General features: G+C 43.4%; 20 protein-coding genes. 8 read left to right on the top strand and 12 right to left on the bottom strand.

All coding sequences use genetic code 11. The features are described from left to right. Nucleotides 1–237: 237 nt before the first annotated feature. Nucleotides 238–1842, top strand: coding sequence for an FAD-dependent oxidoreductase (locus tag ACR64J_RS09725; RefSeq protein ID WP_435949500.1), 1605 nt, complete (start codon nt 238–240; stop codon nt 1840–1842). A gap of 114 nt (nt 1843–1956) precedes the next feature. Beyond that, nucleotides 1957–2568: a GNAT family N-acetyltransferase gene (locus tag ACR64J_RS09720; RefSeq protein WP_435949499.1), complete on the top strand. Its 612-nt coding sequence runs from the start codon at nt 1957–1959 to the stop codon at nt 2566–2568. Nucleotides 2569–2576: 8 nt separating this feature from the next. Here ACR64J_RS09720 and ACR64J_RS09715 read toward each other — a convergent pair whose 3' ends face one another. The 4 genes from ACR64J_RS09715 to ACR64J_RS09700 all read right to left on the bottom strand — a co-directional run bounded on the left by ACR64J_RS09715 (nt 2577) and on the right by ACR64J_RS09700 (nt 4359). Further along, the gene (locus ACR64J_RS09715) at nt 2577–2792 is read right to left on the bottom strand and encodes a hypothetical protein (RefSeq protein ID WP_435949498.1); all 216 of its coding nucleotides are present in this window, start codon (nt 2790–2792) and stop codon (nt 2577–2579) included. 137 nt (nt 2793–2929) lie between these two features. Next, nucleotides 2930–3409, bottom strand: a complete 480-nt coding sequence (gene bfr / locus ACR64J_RS09710) for a bacterioferritin (RefSeq protein WP_317199057.1) — start codon at nt 3407–3409, stop codon at nt 2930–2932. Between the two features lie 11 nt (nt 3410–3420). Continuing rightward, nucleotides 3421–3915 carry a bacterioferritin gene (gene bfr / locus ACR64J_RS09705; RefSeq protein WP_317199056.1) on the bottom strand — a complete coding sequence of 165 codons (495 nt, stop codon included), beginning with the start codon at nt 3913–3915 and terminating at the stop codon, nt 3421–3423. Nucleotides 3916–4167: 252 nt separating this feature from the next. Beyond that, a complete protein-coding gene (locus ACR64J_RS09700; protein WP_435949497.1) occupies nt 4168–4359 on the bottom strand; it encodes a (2Fe-2S)-binding protein in 192 nt (63 codons plus the stop codon). A 267-nt stretch (nt 4360–4626) separates the two neighbouring features. Between ACR64J_RS09700 and ACR64J_RS09695 the strand changes: the two genes are divergently transcribed. Next, complete coding sequence (locus ACR64J_RS09695) at nt 4627–4968, top strand: hypothetical protein (RefSeq protein ID WP_435949496.1); 342 nt, start codon at nt 4627–4629, stop codon at nt 4966–4968. Between the two features lie 27 nt (nt 4969–4995). Here ACR64J_RS09695 and ACR64J_RS09690 read toward each other — a convergent pair whose 3' ends face one another. Continuing rightward, entirely contained in the window at nt 4996–6273 is a 1278-nt protein-coding gene (locus ACR64J_RS09690) for a lysine N(6)-hydroxylase/L-ornithine N(5)-oxygenase family protein (RefSeq protein ID WP_435949495.1), read from the bottom strand. Nucleotides 6274–6601: 328 nt separating this feature from the next. After that, entirely contained in the window at nt 6602–7957 is a 1356-nt protein-coding gene (gene gorA, locus ACR64J_RS09685) for a glutathione-disulfide reductase (RefSeq protein WP_435949494.1), read from the bottom strand. 142 nt (nt 7958–8099) lie between these two features. On the opposite strand from gorA, the gene ACR64J_RS09680 reads away from it, so the two are divergent. After that, nucleotides 8100–8381 carry a DUF503 domain-containing protein gene (locus ACR64J_RS09680; protein ID WP_435949492.1) on the top strand — a complete coding sequence of 94 codons (282 nt, stop codon included), beginning with the start codon at nt 8100–8102 and terminating at the stop codon, nt 8379–8381. A gap of 47 nt (nt 8382–8428) precedes the next feature. On the opposite strand, the gene ACR64J_RS09675 is transcribed toward ACR64J_RS09680, so the two are convergent. The 6 genes from ACR64J_RS09675 to uvrA form a co-directional block, all read right to left on the bottom strand. After that, nucleotides 8429–8695: a helix-turn-helix domain-containing protein gene (locus ACR64J_RS09675; protein ID WP_435949491.1), complete on the bottom strand. Its 267-nt coding sequence runs from the start codon at nt 8693–8695 to the stop codon at nt 8429–8431. Nucleotides 8696–8754: 59 nt separating this feature from the next. After that, entirely contained in the window at nt 8755–9807 is a 1053-nt protein-coding gene (locus ACR64J_RS09670; protein ID WP_435949489.1) for an alpha/beta hydrolase, read from the bottom strand. Between the two features lie 66 nt (nt 9808–9873). Next, on the bottom strand, nt 9874–10179 hold the full coding sequence (locus ACR64J_RS09665; RefSeq protein ID WP_435949488.1) for a putative quinol monooxygenase: 306 nt from the start codon (nt 10177–10179) through the stop codon (nt 9874–9876). A gap of 15 nt (nt 10180–10194) precedes the next feature. Next, nucleotides 10195–11046, bottom strand: coding sequence for an SDR family NAD(P)-dependent oxidoreductase (locus tag ACR64J_RS09660; protein ID WP_435949486.1), 852 nt, complete (start codon nt 11044–11046; stop codon nt 10195–10197). 1093 nt (nt 11047–12139) lie between these two features. Then, on the bottom strand, nt 12140–12559 hold the full coding sequence (locus tag ACR64J_RS09655; RefSeq protein WP_435949485.1) for a hypothetical protein: 420 nt from the start codon (nt 12557–12559) through the stop codon (nt 12140–12142). Between the two features lie 130 nt (nt 12560–12689). Further along, the gene (gene uvrA / locus ACR64J_RS09650) at nt 12690–15596 is read right to left on the bottom strand and encodes an excinuclease ABC subunit UvrA (RefSeq protein ID WP_435949483.1); all 2907 of its coding nucleotides are present in this window, start codon (nt 15594–15596) and stop codon (nt 12690–12692) included. A 537-nt stretch (nt 15597–16133) separates the two neighbouring features. On the opposite strand from uvrA, the gene ACR64J_RS09645 reads away from it, so the two are divergent. The 4 genes from ACR64J_RS09645 (at nt 16134) to ACR64J_RS09630 (ending at nt 19726) form a co-directional block, all read left to right on the top strand. Next, nucleotides 16134–17498 (top strand): MFS transporter, encoded by a 1365-nt coding sequence (locus ACR64J_RS09645; RefSeq protein WP_435949482.1) that lies wholly within the window; start codon nt 16134–16136, stop codon nt 17496–17498. Nucleotides 17499–17696: 198 nt separating this feature from the next. Continuing rightward, on the top strand, nt 17697–18260 hold the full coding sequence (locus tag ACR64J_RS09640; protein WP_435949481.1) for a DUF3833 domain-containing protein: 564 nt from the start codon (nt 17697–17699) through the stop codon (nt 18258–18260). Nucleotides 18261–18435: 175 nt separating this feature from the next. Then, on the top strand, nt 18436–19014 hold the full coding sequence (gene ssb, locus ACR64J_RS09635) for a single-stranded DNA-binding protein (RefSeq protein ID WP_317198777.1): 579 nt from the start codon (nt 18436–18438) through the stop codon (nt 19012–19014). Between the two features lie 388 nt (nt 19015–19402). After that, nucleotides 19403–19726, top strand: coding sequence for an H-NS histone family protein (locus ACR64J_RS09630; RefSeq protein ID WP_317198776.1), 324 nt, complete (start codon nt 19403–19405; stop codon nt 19724–19726). Nucleotides 19727–19782: the final 56 nt, after the last annotated feature.

Below are 19782 nucleotides of genomic sequence, written 5' to 3'. Positions count from 1 at the left end.
GCTTTTAGCTTTTATCTTCTAGCTTAGTGCTTTGGGAACGTTTGTGTGAATAGTCAAAAGTTACGTTTTGCAACGCAGTAAACGCACAAATAAACAGCGTGTGGACATGGGTCTTGCTACTATCGATGAATCAATACTATTTAATCACGTTTTGATGTGCCGTGTTTTAATTTGATATGACCTAAAAGCTGTAGACGCAAGCATTATTTTTTGAATAACAACCGTTAAGGATAACTTATGAGCAACGCTATGATTAACACCGTTACCATCGACAAAGCCGATATTCCAAATGGTGGCATGAAGTCCTATAAACAAGACGATGATAGTATCATTTTAATCACTCGTGATGATAATGAGTTTAGCGCCTTTGATGGTAAATGTCCGCATGCGGGTGCAGATTTGGGCGAGGGTATGCGCTGCGGTGATCGCGTTATCTGTCCATGGCATCATGGTAGCTTTGATAGCCGTGATGGGACGCTGCTTGAGCCTGTGGCTATGCGCGGCTTGACTCAGTATGAACTGACCGATGAGGGCGATAGCCTCACTATCAATACCGCAGCAAAGATGGACAAACGCGTAGAGAATGACAAATTAACTGACACTCATACGATCATTGTTGGCGGCGGCGGAGCCGGCTTTATGACTGCCAATCAGCTGCGTCATACTGGCTACGGCGGCAAAATTACTATCATTAGTAAAGACGACAAAGCGCCCTATAATCGTCCTCTACTATCAAAAGCGTTTTTGGCAGGCAAGATGGATGAGAAATATTTGATGCTGGGCGGCGCAGAATGGGCCAGCAAAAACAATATCGATCTGCGCCTAAAGCAAACGGTGAGCGAAGTGCTCCCTAATGAATGCACTATCGTTGTGACAAACGAGAATGGCGATAGCGAGCAACAAACCGCAGATTTCTTAGTCGTTGCAACAGGCGCTGAACCTAAAATACCACCCTTTAAAGGCGCTGATTTAGACGGCGTCTATACACTGCGCAGTATGGATGATGCCAAGGCAATCAAAGGTGCTACCGACAACAAAAACGTTGTCATCGTCGGTACAGGCTTTATCGGTATGGAGGCTGCTTCTGCATTGGCGCAGGTAGGCGAGACAAAGTCTATCACTGTCGTTGCTCGCGGCGCACGCGTCATGGCAAATATCGTCTCAGAAACGGTGAGTAATGCCCTTGTTAAACTTCATGAAGAAAAAGGTATCAAATTTGCCTTTGGCGCAGGCGTCGATCAAATCAATGGCGACGGCAAAGTTAGTGGCGTTACATTGTCAGATGGTAGTAGTATCGATGCTGACGTTGTCATCTTAGGCACTGGCGTCGCGCCACGTACCGAATTGCTCAATGAGGTTAACGATCCAGACGGCGTACAGGTCGATGATCACTTGCAGTTGCGTGATGGCGTTTATGCGCTCGGTGATATTGCCAAAGCCACCAATCAGATGGGGCGGATGCGTATTGAGCATTGGCGCGTAGCACTGCAACACGGCATCGTAACTGCCGCTGCTATTTTAAATGAAGACAACGTTAACTCACTAGAGGAGCGTATTCCGTTCTTTTGGACGGCGCAGTATGGCAATAGTTTGCGCTATAGCGGACATGCGGCGACGCCCGATCATAATATCTTGTTCGGCTCGCCTGATACGCTAGACTACATCGAGTATTATTTCGATGACGAAGGGGAGAATACGCGTGCCAGCGCTGCAAGCTCCTTAGGACGTGACAAAGAGCTGATTGCCTTCTCTGAACTCTTGCGCCGTGGTCATGCGCCAACGCGCGCGCAGATCAATGCAGGGTTCGATATTATTGAGCAAGCAAAGGTTTTATCGCGCTAGCATTGGCAGAGTTTTGTTACTATAAAGGCTGATCTATTGATTTAGGTCAGCCTTTTTATATATTAAATAGCATATTTTTGTTATACAAAGCGCTTTTTAAATCTTGAGAATACAATGATGACTACTATCAAAAACAAAGAAAAGGTGTTTCTTCGTCAAGCAACGGCCGACGATGTTGGTGCCATTGAGCAATTACTCAACCTGTGCTACCGAAGCACCCAAGGCTGGACGAATGAAGCATCTCTCGTCGGCGGCATACGCATTACCCAAAGCGAGCTTATCCACATCATCAACGATCCAAAACACTACTTTTTTGTATATCCCAAAACGACGATGGGCGAGCGCGATAGCGAAGAGACAGGCGAGCTACTAGGCTGCATTGCAGTTGATGTAAAATCAGATAGTGATGTCAACAACAAAGCCTATATTGGCATGTTTGCCGTTCATCCAGAATTACAAGGGTGCGGCGTGGGTCATGTCATCTTAGAAGCCGCCGAGACTTTTGCGACGCGGCATTTACTATCTAGTCATGAGCAAAGGAGCGATCAGCCAAGCCGTCTGACCATGTCAATCTTGAGTCATCGTCCTGAGCTGTTGGCATATTATCAGCGACGCGGCTATCAGTTGAATGGCAATAGTATGCCGTTCCCAGATGATGGTAATAATGGCGAGCCTAAACGGCAAGATTTAGAGCTATTAGAATTAGAAAAATTGGTGAGCAGATAGGGTTATCTTTACTGTCCCCAAAAGTGCCCAAAGGTCATAAACAGCCCAGCGCTTAGTAATACAAAGGCGACAATAAGTAAGCGCTTAAACCAGTTAAAGGCAGGCCGCCGCGTGGCATTGTCATCAGACATAAGGTAGGCAAACAAGCACAGTAAGCTTGCCGCCAATGTCATAATGCCAAGCCCAATAGGTAGGATGTACAGGTAGATCTGCCACACAATCATCTCGCAACTCTTATTATTTAAAGCATCATAACAGTATCAAGATTGTGCTGTCTGTCATAGATTTTAGTACGGGCATAGCTTATTAAGTAAACTGGCTTTGGTCTAAAGACAACTGGGGTTAAATCAGCACGCTTGTATTACTCAGAATCATCATGCATCTGTGCTTGAATATAGTTCTCTACACCTACCGATTTAATCAAATCCTCTTGTGTATCAAGCCAGTCGTCATACTCCTCATTACCATCCTTAAGAGTAAGCAATAAATGACGTGATACATAGTCTTGATGCGTCTCACACAATGTAATCGCATCAGTAATAATGTCGAATTTTTGTCGCTCTAAACGCAAGTTGCAACTGATAATTTCAGGGACGTCTTCACCGATATAGACTTTGCCTAGTTGTTGTAGATTAGGAAGCCCACCGAGCAAAAAGATACGGGCAATCAGATCATCCGACCACTTCATCTCAGCGATAGACTGCTTGTACAAATGATCGTTTAGAACCTCTAGTCCCCAATGCCTTGCCATACGCGCATGCAAAAAATACTGATTAATCGCTATTAAAGACTGACCAAGCACTTTATTGAGCACTTGAATGACTTCTTTGTCGCCTCTCATGATTCTCTCCTTTAGTGTGATACTAAATCTGGCGATACTTCAGCCATTTGGCTCTGCAAGTAGTTAGGCAGACTTATCATATCAATAAGACGCAGCTGCTGCTCAAGCCAATGAGCATGATCTTCTTCAGTGTCTTTGAGCTGCTGGGTCAAGATATCGCGAGTGACGTAATCTTTCTCTTCTTCACATAGCGCAATGCCTGCTTTGAGATCTTTTTGTACTGCATATTCAAGATCCAGATCAAGCTGTAGCATCTCAGGAACTGCAGTGCCGACTTGAATCTCATTAACGCTCATTTTAGGGATGCCGCCTAGCATCAAAATACGGCGAATGATCGCCTGCGCATGCAAGGTCTCATCTTCCATTTCGTGATGAATACGGTCATACAATTTGCCGTAGTGCCACTCAGCATACATCTCAGAGTGAATAAAATACTGGTCACGAGCGGCCAGCTCACCGCCCAATAAAAAGTTTAAATAATCGATAACTTTTTGACTACCTTTCATAATATATACTCACTAAAAATTTGATTAGTAGGGCGTGTACAGCAGACCTAAGTCAAGGATAGCAGACTGGATCTTGATAGTAATTGTACTTGATAGTAATAGTAACAGACATTTGCAGTAGAATAAAAATAGAAAATAGCATGCATAAACTCTAGTGCAGGATAAGCATCATAAAGATAATAGACTAGGCTAAGCGTGCTCGATAGTGGAGAGGTAGGTTTATAGGCTAACTATTCATGTACTAACTAAAAGCTAAACAGCATAAGCAAGAACGTCATGCTTGGCGTGATGCTCATCAAGATAATCATTGACCATAGGCTCGCAGCAGCCGCAGCGAGTAGCGACATCTAGCGTCTCTTTGAGACCATCAAGTGTATCGATACCAGAGCTGATTGCCGCCTGAATTTGCTTTTCTTTAACGCTATTGCAGATACATACGTACATATAACTATTCCTAAATCTTCTGACAATTTACTTGTCATGAATAAGAATGACGATTTAATAGCACATATAGTAACGATAATTGTTATTATTTGCAATAGCTTTTACAGTGACAAAGTTTAGAGAGGTTAGCTTTAAATCTAAGAAATTATGTTTGGTTTTTACTCATCGTTAGGTATACTTAATTATCGAAGATAAAAAAGCGAGACCATCATGAAAAATGTCAAAAATACAAATGTTAAAAATATAAATATCAGAAACATAGTTGCCATGCTTTTATTAACTCCACTACTTGCTGCTTGCTCAAGTGGACCCTCTGAGAGTGATGTAGAAAATCTTATTGAAGCACAGTATGAGCAGGCGGGCAGCATGATGGATAATGCGATGGCGGGTGCTGGCAATGATGAGATGGCAAGGGCAATGAGCGGCATGATGGCAGGCATGATGCCAACCCTTGAGAGCGTAGAAAATGTCAATTGCGATACCATTGAGGGCGACAATACCTATATGTGTACCGCTGATATTACGCAAACGGTTGCGGGTAATAGTCGCACTGACAAAGGAAGCTTCAAGGTGTACCAAGTAAATGATGAGTGGGTTTTGGGGATGTAGACTTTTTACTACTCTATTCAATAAGCCTTAATCACTCTCGCTCAGTCTAGTCACGATTTTCCCTGAACGATAAGCCAGTAAAGAGAGCAAGGTTTCACTCATGCCATGACTATGCTCACTTGCCCCTTGAATAAATATCTTAGGTTTAAAGTTAGCGTTAATCGTTTTCACCCTATAATCGGTGTCTAGCACCAAGCGATCCTCGGTATCGTATACTAAATACTCCTCAAAGTTTTTGACAATATCGGTCGCTATAATCTCGTAACCTGTCGCCAAAAATAAACCGTCAAACTCCATGTTTACCGTTTTATTATCCGTCAGCTCTTTAAATATTGCCTGTTTTGAGTCGCTATCTATACCTTTTAATTCATGAAATTGATGCAGCTGGACCTGCTCAGTCCCAATCAGTTTTTGATAATAAAGGCGTTCGTACAAGATGCTAATGAGTTTAGGATCGACGACTGAATAATTGGTATTTCTGTGGTTCTCAATGATGTCTTCTCGAAAGTCATCATCATAAGTCAAAAAGGTCTCAACCGTATCACTATCAAAGATCTCGTTCACAAATTCAGTTTCATCAGCAGGCTTTAGGGCATAGGTTCTAAAATAAAGATCGACTTTGGCATTGGGGTACTCATCTGCCAAATGCATGGTAATCTCAGCAGCGCTTTGACCAGAACCCACCACTACAAATTTATACTTTGCATGTTTATCGGTAAAATCAGTCTCTAAGCTGTACAAAAAATCTTCAGAGTGACTGATCTTGATATCAGGATTGGCACTCATATACTCAGGAATGACTTTGCTGATACCTGCTGCAAGCGAGATGTCTTTGGCGTATATAATCTCCGCCTCTTTAGTGGTGACATTTTGCAAATGTAGCGCTAAGTAGTCTACGACGTCTGAACCTTCGATAAGCACAGGCTCGATCTTTATAACCTTAGTAGCGTATTTGACATAATTTTCAAACTTCTTAGCCGCCCATTGTAGATAGTCGTTATATTCCACTCGCCTTGGAAAAAAGTTTTTGAGATTGGCAAAAGTCTCTAACCGACCATTTTCTGCTAAGTAATTGATAAAGGTAAAAGGGCTGGTGGGATTTCTGAGCGTCACTAAGTCTTTGAAAAATGAAATCTGCATCTCAGCTTCGGGTATCAGCATACCGCCGTGCCAGACAAAGTCAGGCTTGCTCTCTATAAACATGATTTTTGAGTGGTCATTTAACATATCCTTCTCTAACAGGGCAACAGCCACTGAAAGATTTGCTGGACCAAAACCTATCCCTATAAAATCGTAAATGTGCATAAGTAACCTTGTTTGAGTTTTTATTTTTAGATGTCAACACAGTCTATGGTTGGGTAAGTCAGCAACTAAGATGTGCAACCTTTATTATCTGAAAAGGCAGCGCTAAGCTGAACGACTTCAAGCCCTAAAAGACAAGTGAGACAATATCAGCTTTAGGCTTTTAAAAAGGTTACGTTTAGTATTATGTATTTAGTATCAAATACATAGCAAAAGTTTAAATAGTAGACCAAAGGCTTTGACCTAAAATCTAGCCACAAAAAAAGGCTATTCTATCTAAAATAGCCTTTTTACTTGTACACTCTATCAAACTAAAGCTGACTAGCGCCCACTACCTCATTGTCACAAACTCTTCAGAGCCTGTCGGATGAATAGCAACGGTATTATCAAAATCCGCCTTGGTCGCGCCCATCTTGATTGCGACCGCAAAACCTTGAATCATCTCGTCAACGCCATAGCCAATACCATGCAGACCAATCACCTTTTCATCATCGCCTAGGCATACCAGCTTCATCACGCACTTTTGACGATGCTGAGTCACTGCGCTATACATTGAGGTAAAGGTCGAGGTATAGCACTTGATATTATCCTTGCCATGATGATTGATCGCGTCAATCTCAGACAAACCAATCGTACCGATAGCAGGATGAGTAAAAATAACCGTCGGAATGAGATCATAAACCAGATGCTCATCGGTCTTATCATTAAACAAGCGCTCAGATAGCCTGCGACCTGCTGCAATAGCGACCGGCGTCAAATCAACACTGTTCTCGATAATATCGCCAACCGCATAAATGCCGTCAACGTTAGTGTTCTGAAACTTATCGACTTTGATTTTGCCGTTGTCCGTCGTCTCAACCCCTGTGACATCTAAATTGATAGTATCAGTGGAGGGCGCTCGACCAATCGCCCAAATCAAGCAATCGACCGTATCAAGGCTGCCGTCTTTGGTGAACAGCTCTAAACTACCATCGTCGTTTTTATTGACCTCAGTCAGCGTCGTTTCGGTATGCAACTGAATACCGTCTTGCTCCATCTCTATCAGCAAAGTCTCAACGATAGTGTGGTCAAACGAGCGTAGCGGTGAATGCTGGCGCACATACAGATGCACCTCTGATCCTAAACTGTTGAGTACGCCTGCAATCTCAACCGCAATATAGCCAGCCCCTGCGATAGCCACGCGTTTGGGCAGATGGTTTAATCTGAAGAACCCGTCAGAATCGATACCGTGCTCAGCGCCTGGGATGTTAGGGAAGATAGGATGACCACCGGTCGCAATCAAAATATGGTCAGCGGTAATGTGCTCGCCATTGACTTCTACGGTATTGGTATCGACGAACTTGGCAAAGCCTTTTATGACCTCAACGCCGTTCTTTGCCAAATTATTATCATAAGAGCGATGAATGTTTTGAATATATTGCTGGCGACTATTGACCAGTTTTTGAAAGTCAAAGTTCTTTAATTCAACATCAAAGCCATAATCTGGCGCATACTTCTCAATGGCTTCGGCGACTTGCGCGCCGTACCACATGACCTTTTTGGGTACGCAGCCCCAGTTGACACAAGTGCCGCCTAATTGTTCTGCTTCGATAATGGCGCATTTTTTGCCATAGCTTGCCGCGCGATTGATCGAAGCAATACCGCCGCTACCGCCACCAATGGCGATATAGTCATAATGTTTTGTCATGGTTGAGATCTCTTTATTTCGTTTTGAGGCAATTTTAGTCTTATTGTTATGGGTACGATTCTGTATCTTACAAGTTGCCGACCATACACCAAGCGTGCTTGATGATACCATGAAGCGTGGATAACTTTAATGAGGAAAACCTATGCATATCGCTATCTTGACTATGACGTTCTCTTTGCCTGGCTGCAGCTCCTTAAAAGAAAAGCGCCAACGTATGGGCGGCTTGCATGCGCGCTTTGGCAATACACCAAGTGTCGCCGTCTGCGAAAGCGGTGAGCGCGATCGGCACGATGCCAGCGAATGGACGTTTGTCATCGTCGGGCTATCCAAACGTGAGGTTGAGTCGCAGTGTAGTCAGATAGAGGAAAAGATAGAGCGGACGGTAGATGCAAGGATGATGAATGTTGAGCGGGAGTTTATTTAGGTGGGGTGGGTTTTATCTCCTACTATACAAAAACATTCAAAACCCTATCAAGCAAAATCAAGGCTGATTTCAACGCCTAAGTTAGCATTGATGTTCACCAATGCATCTAAGCTAAACTTGCTAATTTTGCCTTGTAATAAGTCATTAAGACGAGGTTGAGTGATTCCGCAAAGCTTAGCAATCTCGCTTTGCGTACCTGACATATCTTTAATAATGTCTGTAATATGATGCATAAGTTCAGCACGCAATTTTAGATTAGCGCTTTGAGTAGGCGTATCACAAAGAGCGTCAAATGCAGAGGTATATTTAGTCATCTTTTAAATCCTGTATAAGCGGTGCGTAGAACGCACCCTACAAGTAACTCAACACTATTTTACAATCCCCGAAGCGCCTGAGTCGCATCATTAAAAGCCACTTTAGCGTCCTCAATCTCTCCTGCGAAAAGAGGGAATAAATGCGGCATCGTCTCATAAATGGTGAGCTGAGTATCTACACCGGCTTCTTCAAGTTTATTCGCATAAGCCACGCCTTCATCGCGCAAAGGATCGAATCCTCCGACCAAAACAACGGCAGGAGCGACGCCTTCTAAATCACCAAATATTGGCGATACCATCGGGTCTGTCGTATCGGTGTCATCGTTTATGTATTGCTCTTGGAACCAGCGCATCTTAACGCGCTCTAAAAAGAAACCGGTCGCAAATAACTCATACGACTCATACTCACGGCTCATATCGACCCAAGGCACCCATAATAGTTGCAATTTTGGCGGATAGGTATCGTCTTTGGTTTGCTGCGCGACGACAGCCGCTAAGTTACCACCTGCGCTGTCACCACCGACCGCCAGACGCGTCGCATCAACACCAAACTTATCGGCATTATTGGCAACATGACGGAAAGCTGCCAGTCCATCATTGACAGGAGTAGGGAAGGCGTGCTCAGGCGCGAGGCGATAATCGACTGCGATGACGGTGCAATTACCATCTGCCGCCAAATACTGACAGACCAAATCGTGTGATTCAAGTGAGCCTGCCACATAACCACCACCATGAAAAAACACCAAAGCTGACTGATTATTATCTTTGACTTTGCGATGGCGATAACGACGTAGCGTTATGCTATCACCGCCTGATACGTCAAGGGGAAAGTCATCGCTGATGATATCTTTATGATTAGACTGCGCGAGTAATGGCCCTTGTGCATCGATTTGTCTGCGCGTGCTGGCAACGCTCGCTAGGTGATTGGGCGGTGGACCAAATAGCTTAAGAATGACTTGTACTGAGACATCTAAAGTCTGACCGTCTATGACGATGGGATCGCCTGCGATTTTGCGTAGAATGGGTTTAGGTAGGTGGACTATTCTTTTAACGATAGCTTTTTGTGCTTTGAATGCGAGTTTTTTTAGTTTTGGATGGTTTTTGATTTTCATTAAAGACATCCTTATCTTGAGTAATGAATGATAAACCGTTACGCCTTAGTTTTATGTCTACAAACCTTACGCAATACGGGTCATTTGCGTAAGATTAGAGTCTTCAATCATCTCCTTTGTCACCTTTATAAAGTTTTTAAAGTGCGCGCTTTGTCCATGCTGTTCCATAAGCTCCTGATTCTCCCAGACCTCGTAAGTGATAAAGTGATTCGGATTGTCATTATCTTGATGGATATTATAGTGCATAGCGCCTTGCTCAGCTTGCGATGCCTCGGCTAGCTTAAGTAGCTCAGACTTAAGGCTTTCAGCGTGTTCAGGTTTGGCGGTGATATTAGCAACGAGGGTGATAGCTTGTTTTTCTTGAGTGTTCATAATGGTGTCCTAAGGTTAGCCTTGTAGTGATTGTAGTAACTCTTGAGTTTGGCGTTTAAGCTCGGCAATAGCGTCTTTATTTAAAGCATTAGCATGCGGTTGTCCGAACTCGCCTCTAGCTTCGCCGTCCTCGCCATCTTTGATGTCATTATCAAAGTATTTACCCGTATCGTCAGCGAACTCATCCGACGTGGCAAGCTCGGTTAGGATGTTCGCGCCTTTATCTGCTGATGACCAATATTTGCCATAAGCTTCATCGACCATTTTGGTATTCAGTAACGAGCCAGGATTGACCGCGATAACGTTTATATTATCGTCTGCGACAGTGTCCGCTAAATCCATATTCCACATCGTAAGCGCGAGCTTGCTTTGCGCGTAGGCGTCTTTGTCGTCAAGACGTTCGTTCCCTGCAAAGGCTTGATAAGATATTGGTGCTTGCGCCGCTGAGCTTAGATTGATAATGCGCGCTTTATTAGACTTTTTAAGTAAAGGTAATAGGGCGTTGGTCAACTCGTGAGGCGCTAGATAATTGACTACGAAGCGCACGTCCAGTCCGTCTTTGGTCACGGGCGATGCGGTGGTATAAATCCCGGCGTTATTGATAAGGACATCAAGCTTTGATATCTTGTCATTCACTTCTGCTGCCATGCTACGCACCGCATTTAAATCTGACAAATCAGCCACAAACCCGTCAATCTTATCTGCTGCTGCGTCTGTCGCTACTGCTTTGACCTCCATAATAACCTTGTCGAGCTTATCCGCGTCTCTGCCATGCAAATATATCTGATGCCCTGCTTTTGCTAAATTTAAAGCGGCAAGTTTACCAATGCCATCCGTGCTGCCAGTAATTAAAATGGTTTTCGTCATGAGACATCCTTATAGTTTGAGTTATTATTTGAATTTTGAATGTGTTCTATTTTATCGGTCGCCATGGCGCTGATTGTAATGAAAGTGTTGTGATTGGGAAGGTGGCTGTAATTGAGGGGGTTTAATAGTGCTTTTAAATGGGGTGATTCGATGGGTGAGAGGACTTTGATAAGAGACGTGGTGTTAGCTCTGGTAGGGTGCGTTCCACGCACCATTCACTATCTCAATTTTAAAGGTGCGTGGAACGCACCCTACGAAAAATTTGAAGAGTATAGTGTCTGTTGGGTGTCGCAAGCTCCACGCCAACCTACGAATTGTATATGGATTCGAGAGTTATTCTGTAGGTTGGTGTCGAGGAACGAGACCCAACGAGTTGGCTTTGATAAATGTGAGACAGTTGGGTTTCCTTGGTCAAATCAACCTACGAGCTGAATTTAAAAACAAGGAACAGGCTGAGTCTAATAATGTGACTGTCTTAGCTGGAATGGACTTTATAAATTGGCTATATGAGAATTTAGAGTATGTTTCGGAGAAAAATTTGTCAAAGTTGGGTATATCTACGATGCCAACAATTCTATGAGAGGTTAAAGACTTTGACGAGTGTATTAAAACTCACTTAAGCTACAGATTAGGTATAAATTGACGAGCAATTTGTATATTAGCACCGAGACACAAGCCCCAACAATATTTTAAAATTGAATTTTTGGGTGTCGCAAGTTCCGTCCAGCCGTCCAGCCTACGTTTGCTGAGAGATGCTTAAGTCTACGAACTCTAAATTTTAATTATATTCCTCACTATAGGCTCGTATTACTTCGTGTTCTATTCTAATATAATCCTTAGCCAATTCAAGCAACTCTGGTCTTTGGAAGAACGGAGAATTGTATCCTTTAAAACCATGGGTTACAGACACTTTAGATCTATTTCTACCTTTAAAGAACGCATTGTGATAAATCAATGCTTTTCTAGCAGGGTGTTCTCTATCTCGCAAAATTTTTTCTAGGATACCAGCTTCGAATGTAATTTGACGAACATCTTTAATCTTATTTTCAAAGTTAAGTTGAATCGCTAGATTAGAGATTTCAGATTCTCTCTGTTATTTATCAAAACTAAACTGTTGGCAATATCTTCTAATTTGATGCACTGATTTGTCTAATAAAAATATATCGTAGCCAAAGGACATATTACTTACAGTTAAGTATCTATATTTAGCTCTTTCCTCAAGTTTATTTATAAAATCACTTACGTCATCGGATATATTTAAACTAACGTTAGTATGCTTCTCAAATTTATTTATCGCAGGACTTATATTATGGCTTATTTCTTTACCTTTGATTAAATTAGCTAAAAGAATGCATTTCGAATACTTTTCAAGGCAATGTAAAGAAGACCATAGAAACTGTGGCGTTAGATTATTTCTATATGCAAGACGAGCATGAATATAATCTTGATCTGCTGTATCTCTGAAACAGCGAATAGCAACCTCATATAAAGCCTGACTGTCTTTGATATCCATATTAAAACCTCGTAATTGATCTATCGCGAATCTGAGTATATTTACGATAAGTGTATAATCTAAGCTATAGTATTTTCAAAAAAGGCCACCCCAAAAGAGCAGCCTTTAAATGACAACCGAAACTAAAATACTAACTCGCCTCAGACATCGCTTGCTTTAGCATCGGCTTTAAGAACTCACCCGTATACGAGCCTTTCACTTCTGCCACTTCCTCAGGCGTCCCTTCCGCGATAATCAGTCCACCCCCTTTGCCGCCTTCAGGACCAAGATCAATGACCCAATCGGCAGTTTTAATAACATCTAAGTTATGCTCGATGACCACGATGGTATTACCTTTATCACGTAGTGCATGCAGGATATGGAGCAGTTTATCGATATCATGGAAGTGCAAACCAGTTGTCGGCTCATCCAAGATATACAGCGTCTGCCCCGTATCACGTTTAGCAAGCTCGCGTGCTAATTTCACTCGCTGCGCCTCACCACCAGATAACGTCGGCGCGGATTGACCGAGGCGAATGTAGCTGAGACCCACATCCATTAGCGCTTGCAAGCGACGATAAATCGCTGGTATGGCTGAGAAGAACTCAGTGGCATCTTCTACCGTCATATCGAGGACGTCCGCGATGGTTTTACCTTTATAGTGAATCTCGAGCGTTTCGCGGTTATAACGCTTTCCTTCGCAAGTATCGCAAGGCACGTACATATCGGGCAAGAAATGCATCTCAACTTTGATAAGACCATCGCCCTGACACATCTCACAGCGTCCACCTTTGACGTTGAAGCTAAAGCGACCCGCTTTATAACCCCGAGCACGCGCCTCTTGTGTTTGTGAGAACATCTCACGTACGGGCGTAAACACGCCTGTATATGTGGCAGGGTTTGAGCGCGGCGTACGACCAATGGGGCTTTGGTCAATATCGACCATTTTATCCAAATGCTTAAGGCCGCAAATGCTGTCATGCTTATCCGCGATGAGCGTTGAAGCGTTATTCAACTGGGTGGCGGCAAGTGGCATTAAGGTACGGTTAATGAGCGTTGATTTACCTGAACCCGAGACCCCAGTAATACAAGTCATAATACCGATAGGTAGGGTCAAATCTACGTCGTGTAGGTTATTGCCGGATGCGCCTTTTAACTCAATGCTCATGGGTACTTTTTTGGGTTTGGCTTTGCCTTTCGCTTCTACTTCTATGGTTTTGGCTTTGTGGCGTATAGTTGGAATCTCAATGCGCTTTTCCCCAGACATATATTGTCCAGTCAGCGATTCCTTGTTCGCCATAATATCTTTGACGGTACCTTGGGCGATGATATGACCGCCATGTACGCCTGCGCCAACACCGATATCGATAACGTGATCCGCTTGGCGAATCGCATCTTCGTCATGCTCTACAACGAGGACGGTATTACCCAAATCACGCAAGCGTGTTAGCGTTTTTAATAAGCGATCATTATCACGCTGATGCAAACCAATGGAGGGTTCATCAAGGACATACATCACGCCCATCAGACCTGCGCCAATCTGACTAGCCAAACGAATACGCTGCGCTTCGCCGCCCGATAGGGTTTCGGCAGAGCGGGCAAGGGTGAGATAATCAAGGCCAACGCTGACCAAAAAGTTGAGACGCTCGTTAATCTCTTTAAAGATTTTCTCCGCAACTTCCCCTTTATGCCCGCTCAGTTTGAGCGTTTTATAATAGTCAGCGGCATCACCGATAGACAGCTTAACGATTTCAGCGATGGTTTGATCATCAACGCGCACGTTGCGTGAGATCTCATTGAGACGTGCACCATCGCAGACATTACAAGTGGTGTCGGCTAAATATTTAGCTAGCTCATCACGTACTAGATTGCTTTGCGTTTTGGCATAACGACGCTCAAGGTACGGCAGCACACCTTCAAAAGGAATAGTCTTGTTGGTTTTGCGTCCGCGCTCATCGGTAAAGTTAAAAGTCAGCTTTTCTTTACCCGAGCCATGCATGATGAGGTCTTGCTGCGCTTTTGGTAGATCCGTCCACGGAGTATCCATATCTATTTTAAAATGCTTACAGACAGTGCTAAGCAAGCCAAAATAGTACGAGTGACGCTTATCCCAACCATTAATAGCGCCTTGATTGAGTGTTTTATCGATGTGGGTAATCAGCTTTTCAGCCGCGAAATACTGACGTTTACCCAGACCATCACAGCTTGGGCACGCGCCGTATGGATTGTTAAAACTAAACATGCGCGGCTCAAGCTCAGAGACAGCGCGATCACAGACAGGGCAAGAGTGCTTGGCGGACATCACTTGGTTCTGATCGCCACCTTCTTTTGGGTTGCCATCCATAAAGTGTAGGGTGACAAGACCTTGACCTAAACGCAGTGCGGTCTCCAAACTTTCGGCGACGCGGTTACCCAAGTCATCGCGCACTTTGAAGCGGTCAACGACGACCTCTATCGTATGTTTTTTCTTTTTATCGAGCGTTGGTAATTCATCGGTGTCATAGACATGACCATCGACGCGTACGCGCACAAACCCTTGTCCAATTAATTGCTCTAGCAAAACGGTATGCTCGCCTTTACGCTCACGAATCACCGGCGCTAGGATCATAAGCTTGGTATCAGCCGGCAAGGCCATGACTTGATCGACCATCTCAGTCACGGATTGGGCGACCATAGGCTCATTGTGCTCAGGGCAAAACGGCGTACCGATACGCGCATAGAGCAGACGCAAATAATCGTATATCTCAGTAATGGTACCGACCGTTGAGCGCGGGTTATGGTTGGTTGATTTTTGCTCAATTGCAATCGCAGGAGACAACCCTTCGATACTATCGACTTCGGGCTTCTCCATCTGTGATAAGAACTGGCGCGCGTACGCTGATAAGCTCTCGACGTATCGGCGTTGCCCTTCAGCATACAAGGTGTCAAAGGCGAGTGATGATTTACCAGAACCTGATAAACCTGTGATCACGACGAACTTATCGCGTGGAATATCAAGATCAATGTTTTTAAGATTATGGGTACGAGCGCCGCGTATTGCGATATGGTCATGTGCCATTATAGATAGGTTTCCTATGGGCTAAGAGCGTTATAAAGAGATAAGCGTTGGGCTAAAGATAAAACAAAGATTAAAATATAAGTAAGTTTTGAGAATAAGGGTTTTTAGATAAAGCGTTAAAAGTTATAAACAGTCAATTATCATAACGGGATGGCTTTGAGGTGTTGTTATTCATTGGTATGTATTTATTAAAGATCACTGTTAAACGTAACTATTAAACATAAATAATGCCAAAAACGCACCCGTTGATGACGTCAGTTGTGCTGTTCTATATTGTCATGACACAGGCATTATTCAAGGTTTCACTGTACTCCGATCGCTTTGAATTATAGAACTGCGGCGTCATCAAAAGTAGCCGAGTAAAAAGTCAGTGCTTTGGGGCAAAGTGGCAAAAGTTTCGGCAAGCTGACGGCGAATGTCTTATACTAGGGGGCTTGATTTGTCGCGAATATAAAGCACATCGTCATAAGGCAAACTGTTTGCTACGACGACAAGGCTTGATAGTCAGTTGCTATTGGATATCCCTGTGAGGCAAGTATGAACAGCGTAGAAAAACGGGCAATCTTTGGGGTTGGTGGTATCTTTGCCCTGCGCATGATTGGTCTGTTTATGATCGTGCCAGTGTTTTCGGTCTACGGCGATAATTACGCGCATGCCACGCCATTTTTGATCGGTTTGGCGGTCGGTATCTATGGGCTAGGTCAGGCGATATTTCAGATACCCATGAGCCTTGCCGCTGACAAATTCCCGCGTAAGCCGATTATTATGCTCGGCCTAGTCTTGTTCGCACTAGGCGGTATCATCGCCGCCAATGCGACCGATATCTACGAGGTTATCATCGGGCGCGCGCTGGCAGGTAGTGGCGCGGTGTCGGCGGTACTCATGGCGCTACTGGCTGATGTCACGCGTGAGGAGATGCGCACCAAAGCGATGGCGACCATGGGTTTGACCATTGCGACTTCTATTATGCTCGCTTTTGCTTTTGGACCGCTACTGGTCGGCTCGCTAGGTATCTCTGGTCTGTTTTGGCTGACCTCAGGGTTTGCGATTTTAGCGATGTTGCTATTGTTCGTCGTACCTACGCCGATGCGCGTCCTCAAGCATAATCTAGATAATAAATCGATCGGTGAGCAGCTTGCTACCGTCCTCAAAGTTGGTGATTTGAACCGTTTGCACATCGGTATTTTTGCCTTGCATTTAACCATGACAGCGATATTTGTGATTTTGCCGCATCAACTCTCTGAGGTAATGGGACTCTCTGTCCGTCAGCAAGGTTTGGTCTACTTGCCGCTATTATTTATTGGCTTTGCTGTCGCCATTCCCTTTATTATCATCGCTGAAAAAAAGCGCAAAATGCGTCAGGTGTTTTTGGGGGCAATGGCGCTCATGACGGTATCATTAGTATTGTTGGCCATAGGTAGCCAAGTTGGTGTTGGTATTATTTTGGGGCTTTTGCTGTACTTTATGGGCTTTAATTTACTAGAGGCGACCATTCCGTCATGGATATCTAAACGCGCACCTGTCGCTAATAAAGCCACGGCGATGGGGCTAAACTCCTCCAGCCAGTTCTTTGGGGCTTTTGTTGGTGGGGCGATGGGTGGTCTGCTGTTGACCCAATCCAATCTACTAGCATGGGGTATCTTGGCTGTCATTATGGGCGCAGCACTATTGCTTATCATACCGATATCTGACCCGCCTTATCTATCGAGTACCACTGTTACTATCCCCAAAAATATCGATATTCAGCACTGGTCACAACAAGTGATGGCAGTTGAAGGCGTTGATGAATTAGTGGTCATGGCAAAGGAACAAGTCGCTTATCTAAAGCTCGATAAGACGCAGCTGACCGACTCCTCAAAAGCGCAATTGGCAGATTTGGCGCAAAGTCCGTTAAATATTTAGAAGCTGATTTAATCTCAACTATCTAAATTTTTTGGCGTAGGCTGGGTCAAAAACTCAGCCTACAACAGTAGTTCACGCTAAGTCGAGAGTAAGGTATGATATAAAATATGTCGTAAATACTAAGATCAGATTAAGATTAACGTATCTTTAATAGTGGCAGTGCTGTTTTTAAACGATTGTCATACAAAAGGAATAAATATGAATAATCTCTTTGTTAAATCTATATGCAAGATTGCGATACCTTTTGGACTATCAACAGCGCTATTACTCTCAGGCTGCGCCACGCAAAACATTCAAACCTATCAAAACGTCAAACCGACGCTGGATATGCATGAGTTTTTCTCCGGTCAAATCGATGGTTATGGGATGTTTCAAGGGCGTAGCGGTGAGGTCAAAAAACGCTTTTATGTCGATATTGATGCCACCCACGAAGGCGATGATGTCATCGTCTTAAACGAAAAATTCAATTGGGCAGACGGCACTAAATCGCAACGAATTTGGCGACTGACCGAGCAAGCTGATGGTCGATGGACGGGCACTGCAGGCGATGTGATAGGGCAGGCCAAAGGCGAGGTCGCAGGCAATGCTTTTCATTGGCAGTATGTGCTTGATTTACCAGTCGATGACAAAACCTACAAAGTAAATTTTGATGATTGGATGTATTTAATCAGTGATGACGTGATGCTCAATCGCGCGGTTATGAGCAAGTTTGGCGTAGAATTAGGTAGCGTGACGTTGAGTATGCAGCGTAGAGATAATTAAAGATATTTAGAGTCTTAATAACAAAATCAGATAGTTGTAAATAAACGACGTGTATTGTCGTATAGGATAAAAGTTTTCTAGATATTTAGACAAAAATTGGTTAAAGTAAACTTGTATTATCAGTTATGATTATTTGCTAATTGATTAAATTATTCATAAATAAAAGGACGGTACTATGCGCGGAGTTAACAAAGTTATCATCATCGGTAATCTTGGAGCAGATCCTGAAGCACGTCAATTTAATAATGGCGGTAGCGTGACCAATATTTCGGTGGCAACCTCTGAGCAGTGGACAGATAAGCAAAGCGGCGAAAAAAGAGAGGCGACAGAATGGCATCGCGTGTCTTTATTTAATCGTTTAGGTGAGATTGCTGCGCAGTATCTACGTAAAGGTAGTAAGGTTTATATTGAAGGCAGTTTGCGTACGCGTAAATATCAAGATCCAAACGGTCAAGATCGTTATATCACTGAGATTCGCGCAGAGCAAATGCAAATGCTTGATGGTGCAACAGGTGGTCAGGGCAGCAATGATGGCTATGGCAATCAGGGTAATCAAAACAACTTTGCTCAGCAGCCACAAGGCAGCTACAACCAAGGCGGTGGCCAAGCTATCGCACAAGGTAGCAATCAGAATACCTTTAACAACAATCAGCAGGCCAGCCCGCAACAGAACAGTTTTTCATCTAATGCAAGCTCAGCGCCCAAATCTAATGCCATGCCTGATGGCCCAGTAGATGATGATATTCCGTTCTAACTTATAAGAGATAGCTTTTTAACTCAGCTAAAAAGCATATCAGTACTTAAGTACCTTATTATAAAAAGTCCACAAGCGTGGACTTTTTTATTGGTCTATAAAAAGTCCAGCTCTGTATGTTTGAGCTTCGATTAATAATTTTTATAAGTATAAATATAAACTTCTGTTTATTTTGAATAGAAATACTTTGAATATAATTTTAAATATAAAATAGTATTATTAATATTTTATTACCTATGTTTAATAAAAATTATGTTAATGTGCTTAATTAATAATACGGCTGTTTATAAATGCAGGTTTTAAATCATTATATTTAACGTATTATTAGCCTTTTATTTTTGATTTGATATTGATAATCAAATCTATCACTGTTCAGAACGAGGTCGTTATGAGTAAGAATAATGCTATTGATTTAGACAGTTTAGACGTTGATGAGCTACGCGCTATCACTGAGAATGCGCAGCAACTTATCGCTCAAAAGCAGCATCAGCGTTTGTATGACGCCTACACGCAGTTTGAAAAAATCGCTGAAGAGAGCAATAGTACGATTGAAGAGATATTAGAAGCGGGCGAGAAGCTGGCTAAAAAACGCAATATTAAATATCGTAATACCGAAAACAGCGATGAGACTTGGACAGGTCGTGGTCGTAAGCCCACTTGGCTTGTTGACGCTTTAGCTGACGGTCAAAGTCTTGAGAGTTTTGCTGTTTAATTGATGGATGTGATTCATCATGAGCTGATCACTTTATAGATAAGAATTCTTTTATC

Source organism: Psychrobacter sp. DM8, from assembly GCF_051307025.1.
Lineage (GTDB): Bacteria > Pseudomonadota > Gammaproteobacteria > Pseudomonadales > Moraxellaceae > Psychrobacter.
The sequence above is the reverse complement of the archived record's forward strand: the minus strand, read 5'-3'. Positions and strand labels throughout refer to the sequence as shown.

Coding starts and splice junctions, on each gene's coding strand:
- ACR64J_RS09725 (WP_435949500.1), top strand. CDS start 238: ATGAGCAACGCTATGATTAACACCGTTACCATCGACAAAGCCGATATT.
- ACR64J_RS09720 (WP_435949499.1), top strand. CDS start 1,957: ATGATGACTACTATCAAAAACAAAGAAAAGGTGTTTCTTCGTCAAGCA.
- ACR64J_RS09715 (WP_435949498.1), bottom strand. CDS start 2,792: ATGATTGTGTGGCAGATCTACCTGTACATCCTACCTATTGGGCTTGGC.
- bfr (WP_317199057.1), bottom strand. CDS start 3,409: ATGAGAGGCGACAAAGAAGTCATTCAAGTGCTCAATAAAGTGCTTGGT.
- bfr (WP_317199056.1), bottom strand. CDS start 3,915: ATGAAAGGTAGTCAAAAAGTTATCGATTATTTAAACTTTTTATTGGGC.
- ACR64J_RS09700 (WP_435949497.1), bottom strand. CDS start 4,359: ATGTACGTATGTATCTGCAATAGCGTTAAAGAAAAGCAAATTCAGGCG.
- ACR64J_RS09695 (WP_435949496.1), top strand. CDS start 4,627: ATGCTTTTATTAACTCCACTACTTGCTGCTTGCTCAAGTGGACCCTCT.
- ACR64J_RS09690 (WP_435949495.1), bottom strand. CDS start 6,273: ATGCACATTTACGATTTTATAGGGATAGGTTTTGGTCCAGCAAATCTT.
- gorA (WP_435949494.1), bottom strand. CDS start 7,957: ATGACAAAACATTATGACTATATCGCCATTGGTGGCGGTAGCGGCGGT.
- ACR64J_RS09680 (WP_435949492.1), top strand. CDS start 8,100: ATGCATATCGCTATCTTGACTATGACGTTCTCTTTGCCTGGCTGCAGC.
- ACR64J_RS09675 (WP_435949491.1), bottom strand. CDS start 8,695: ATGACTAAATATACCTCTGCATTTGACGCTCTTTGTGATACGCCTACT.
- ACR64J_RS09670 (WP_435949489.1), bottom strand. CDS start 9,807: ATGAAAATCAAAAACCATCCAAAACTAAAAAAACTCGCATTCAAAGCA.
- ACR64J_RS09665 (WP_435949488.1), bottom strand. CDS start 10,179: ATGAACACTCAAGAAAAACAAGCTATCACCCTCGTTGCTAATATCACC.
- ACR64J_RS09660 (WP_435949486.1), bottom strand. CDS start 11,046: ATGACGAAAACCATTTTAATTACTGGCAGCACGGATGGCATTGGTAAA.
- ACR64J_RS09655 (WP_435949485.1), bottom strand. CDS start 12,559: ATGGATATCAAAGACAGTCAGGCTTTATATGAGGTTGCTATTCGCTGT.
- uvrA (WP_435949483.1), bottom strand. CDS start 15,596: ATGGCACATGACCATATCGCAATACGCGGCGCTCGTACCCATAATCTT.
- ACR64J_RS09645 (WP_435949482.1), top strand. CDS start 16,134: ATGAACAGCGTAGAAAAACGGGCAATCTTTGGGGTTGGTGGTATCTTT.
- ACR64J_RS09640 (WP_435949481.1), top strand. CDS start 17,697: ATGAATAATCTCTTTGTTAAATCTATATGCAAGATTGCGATACCTTTT.
- ssb (WP_317198777.1), top strand. CDS start 18,436: ATGCGCGGAGTTAACAAAGTTATCATCATCGGTAATCTTGGAGCAGAT.
- ACR64J_RS09630 (WP_317198776.1), top strand. CDS start 19,403: ATGAGTAAGAATAATGCTATTGATTTAGACAGTTTAGACGTTGATGAG.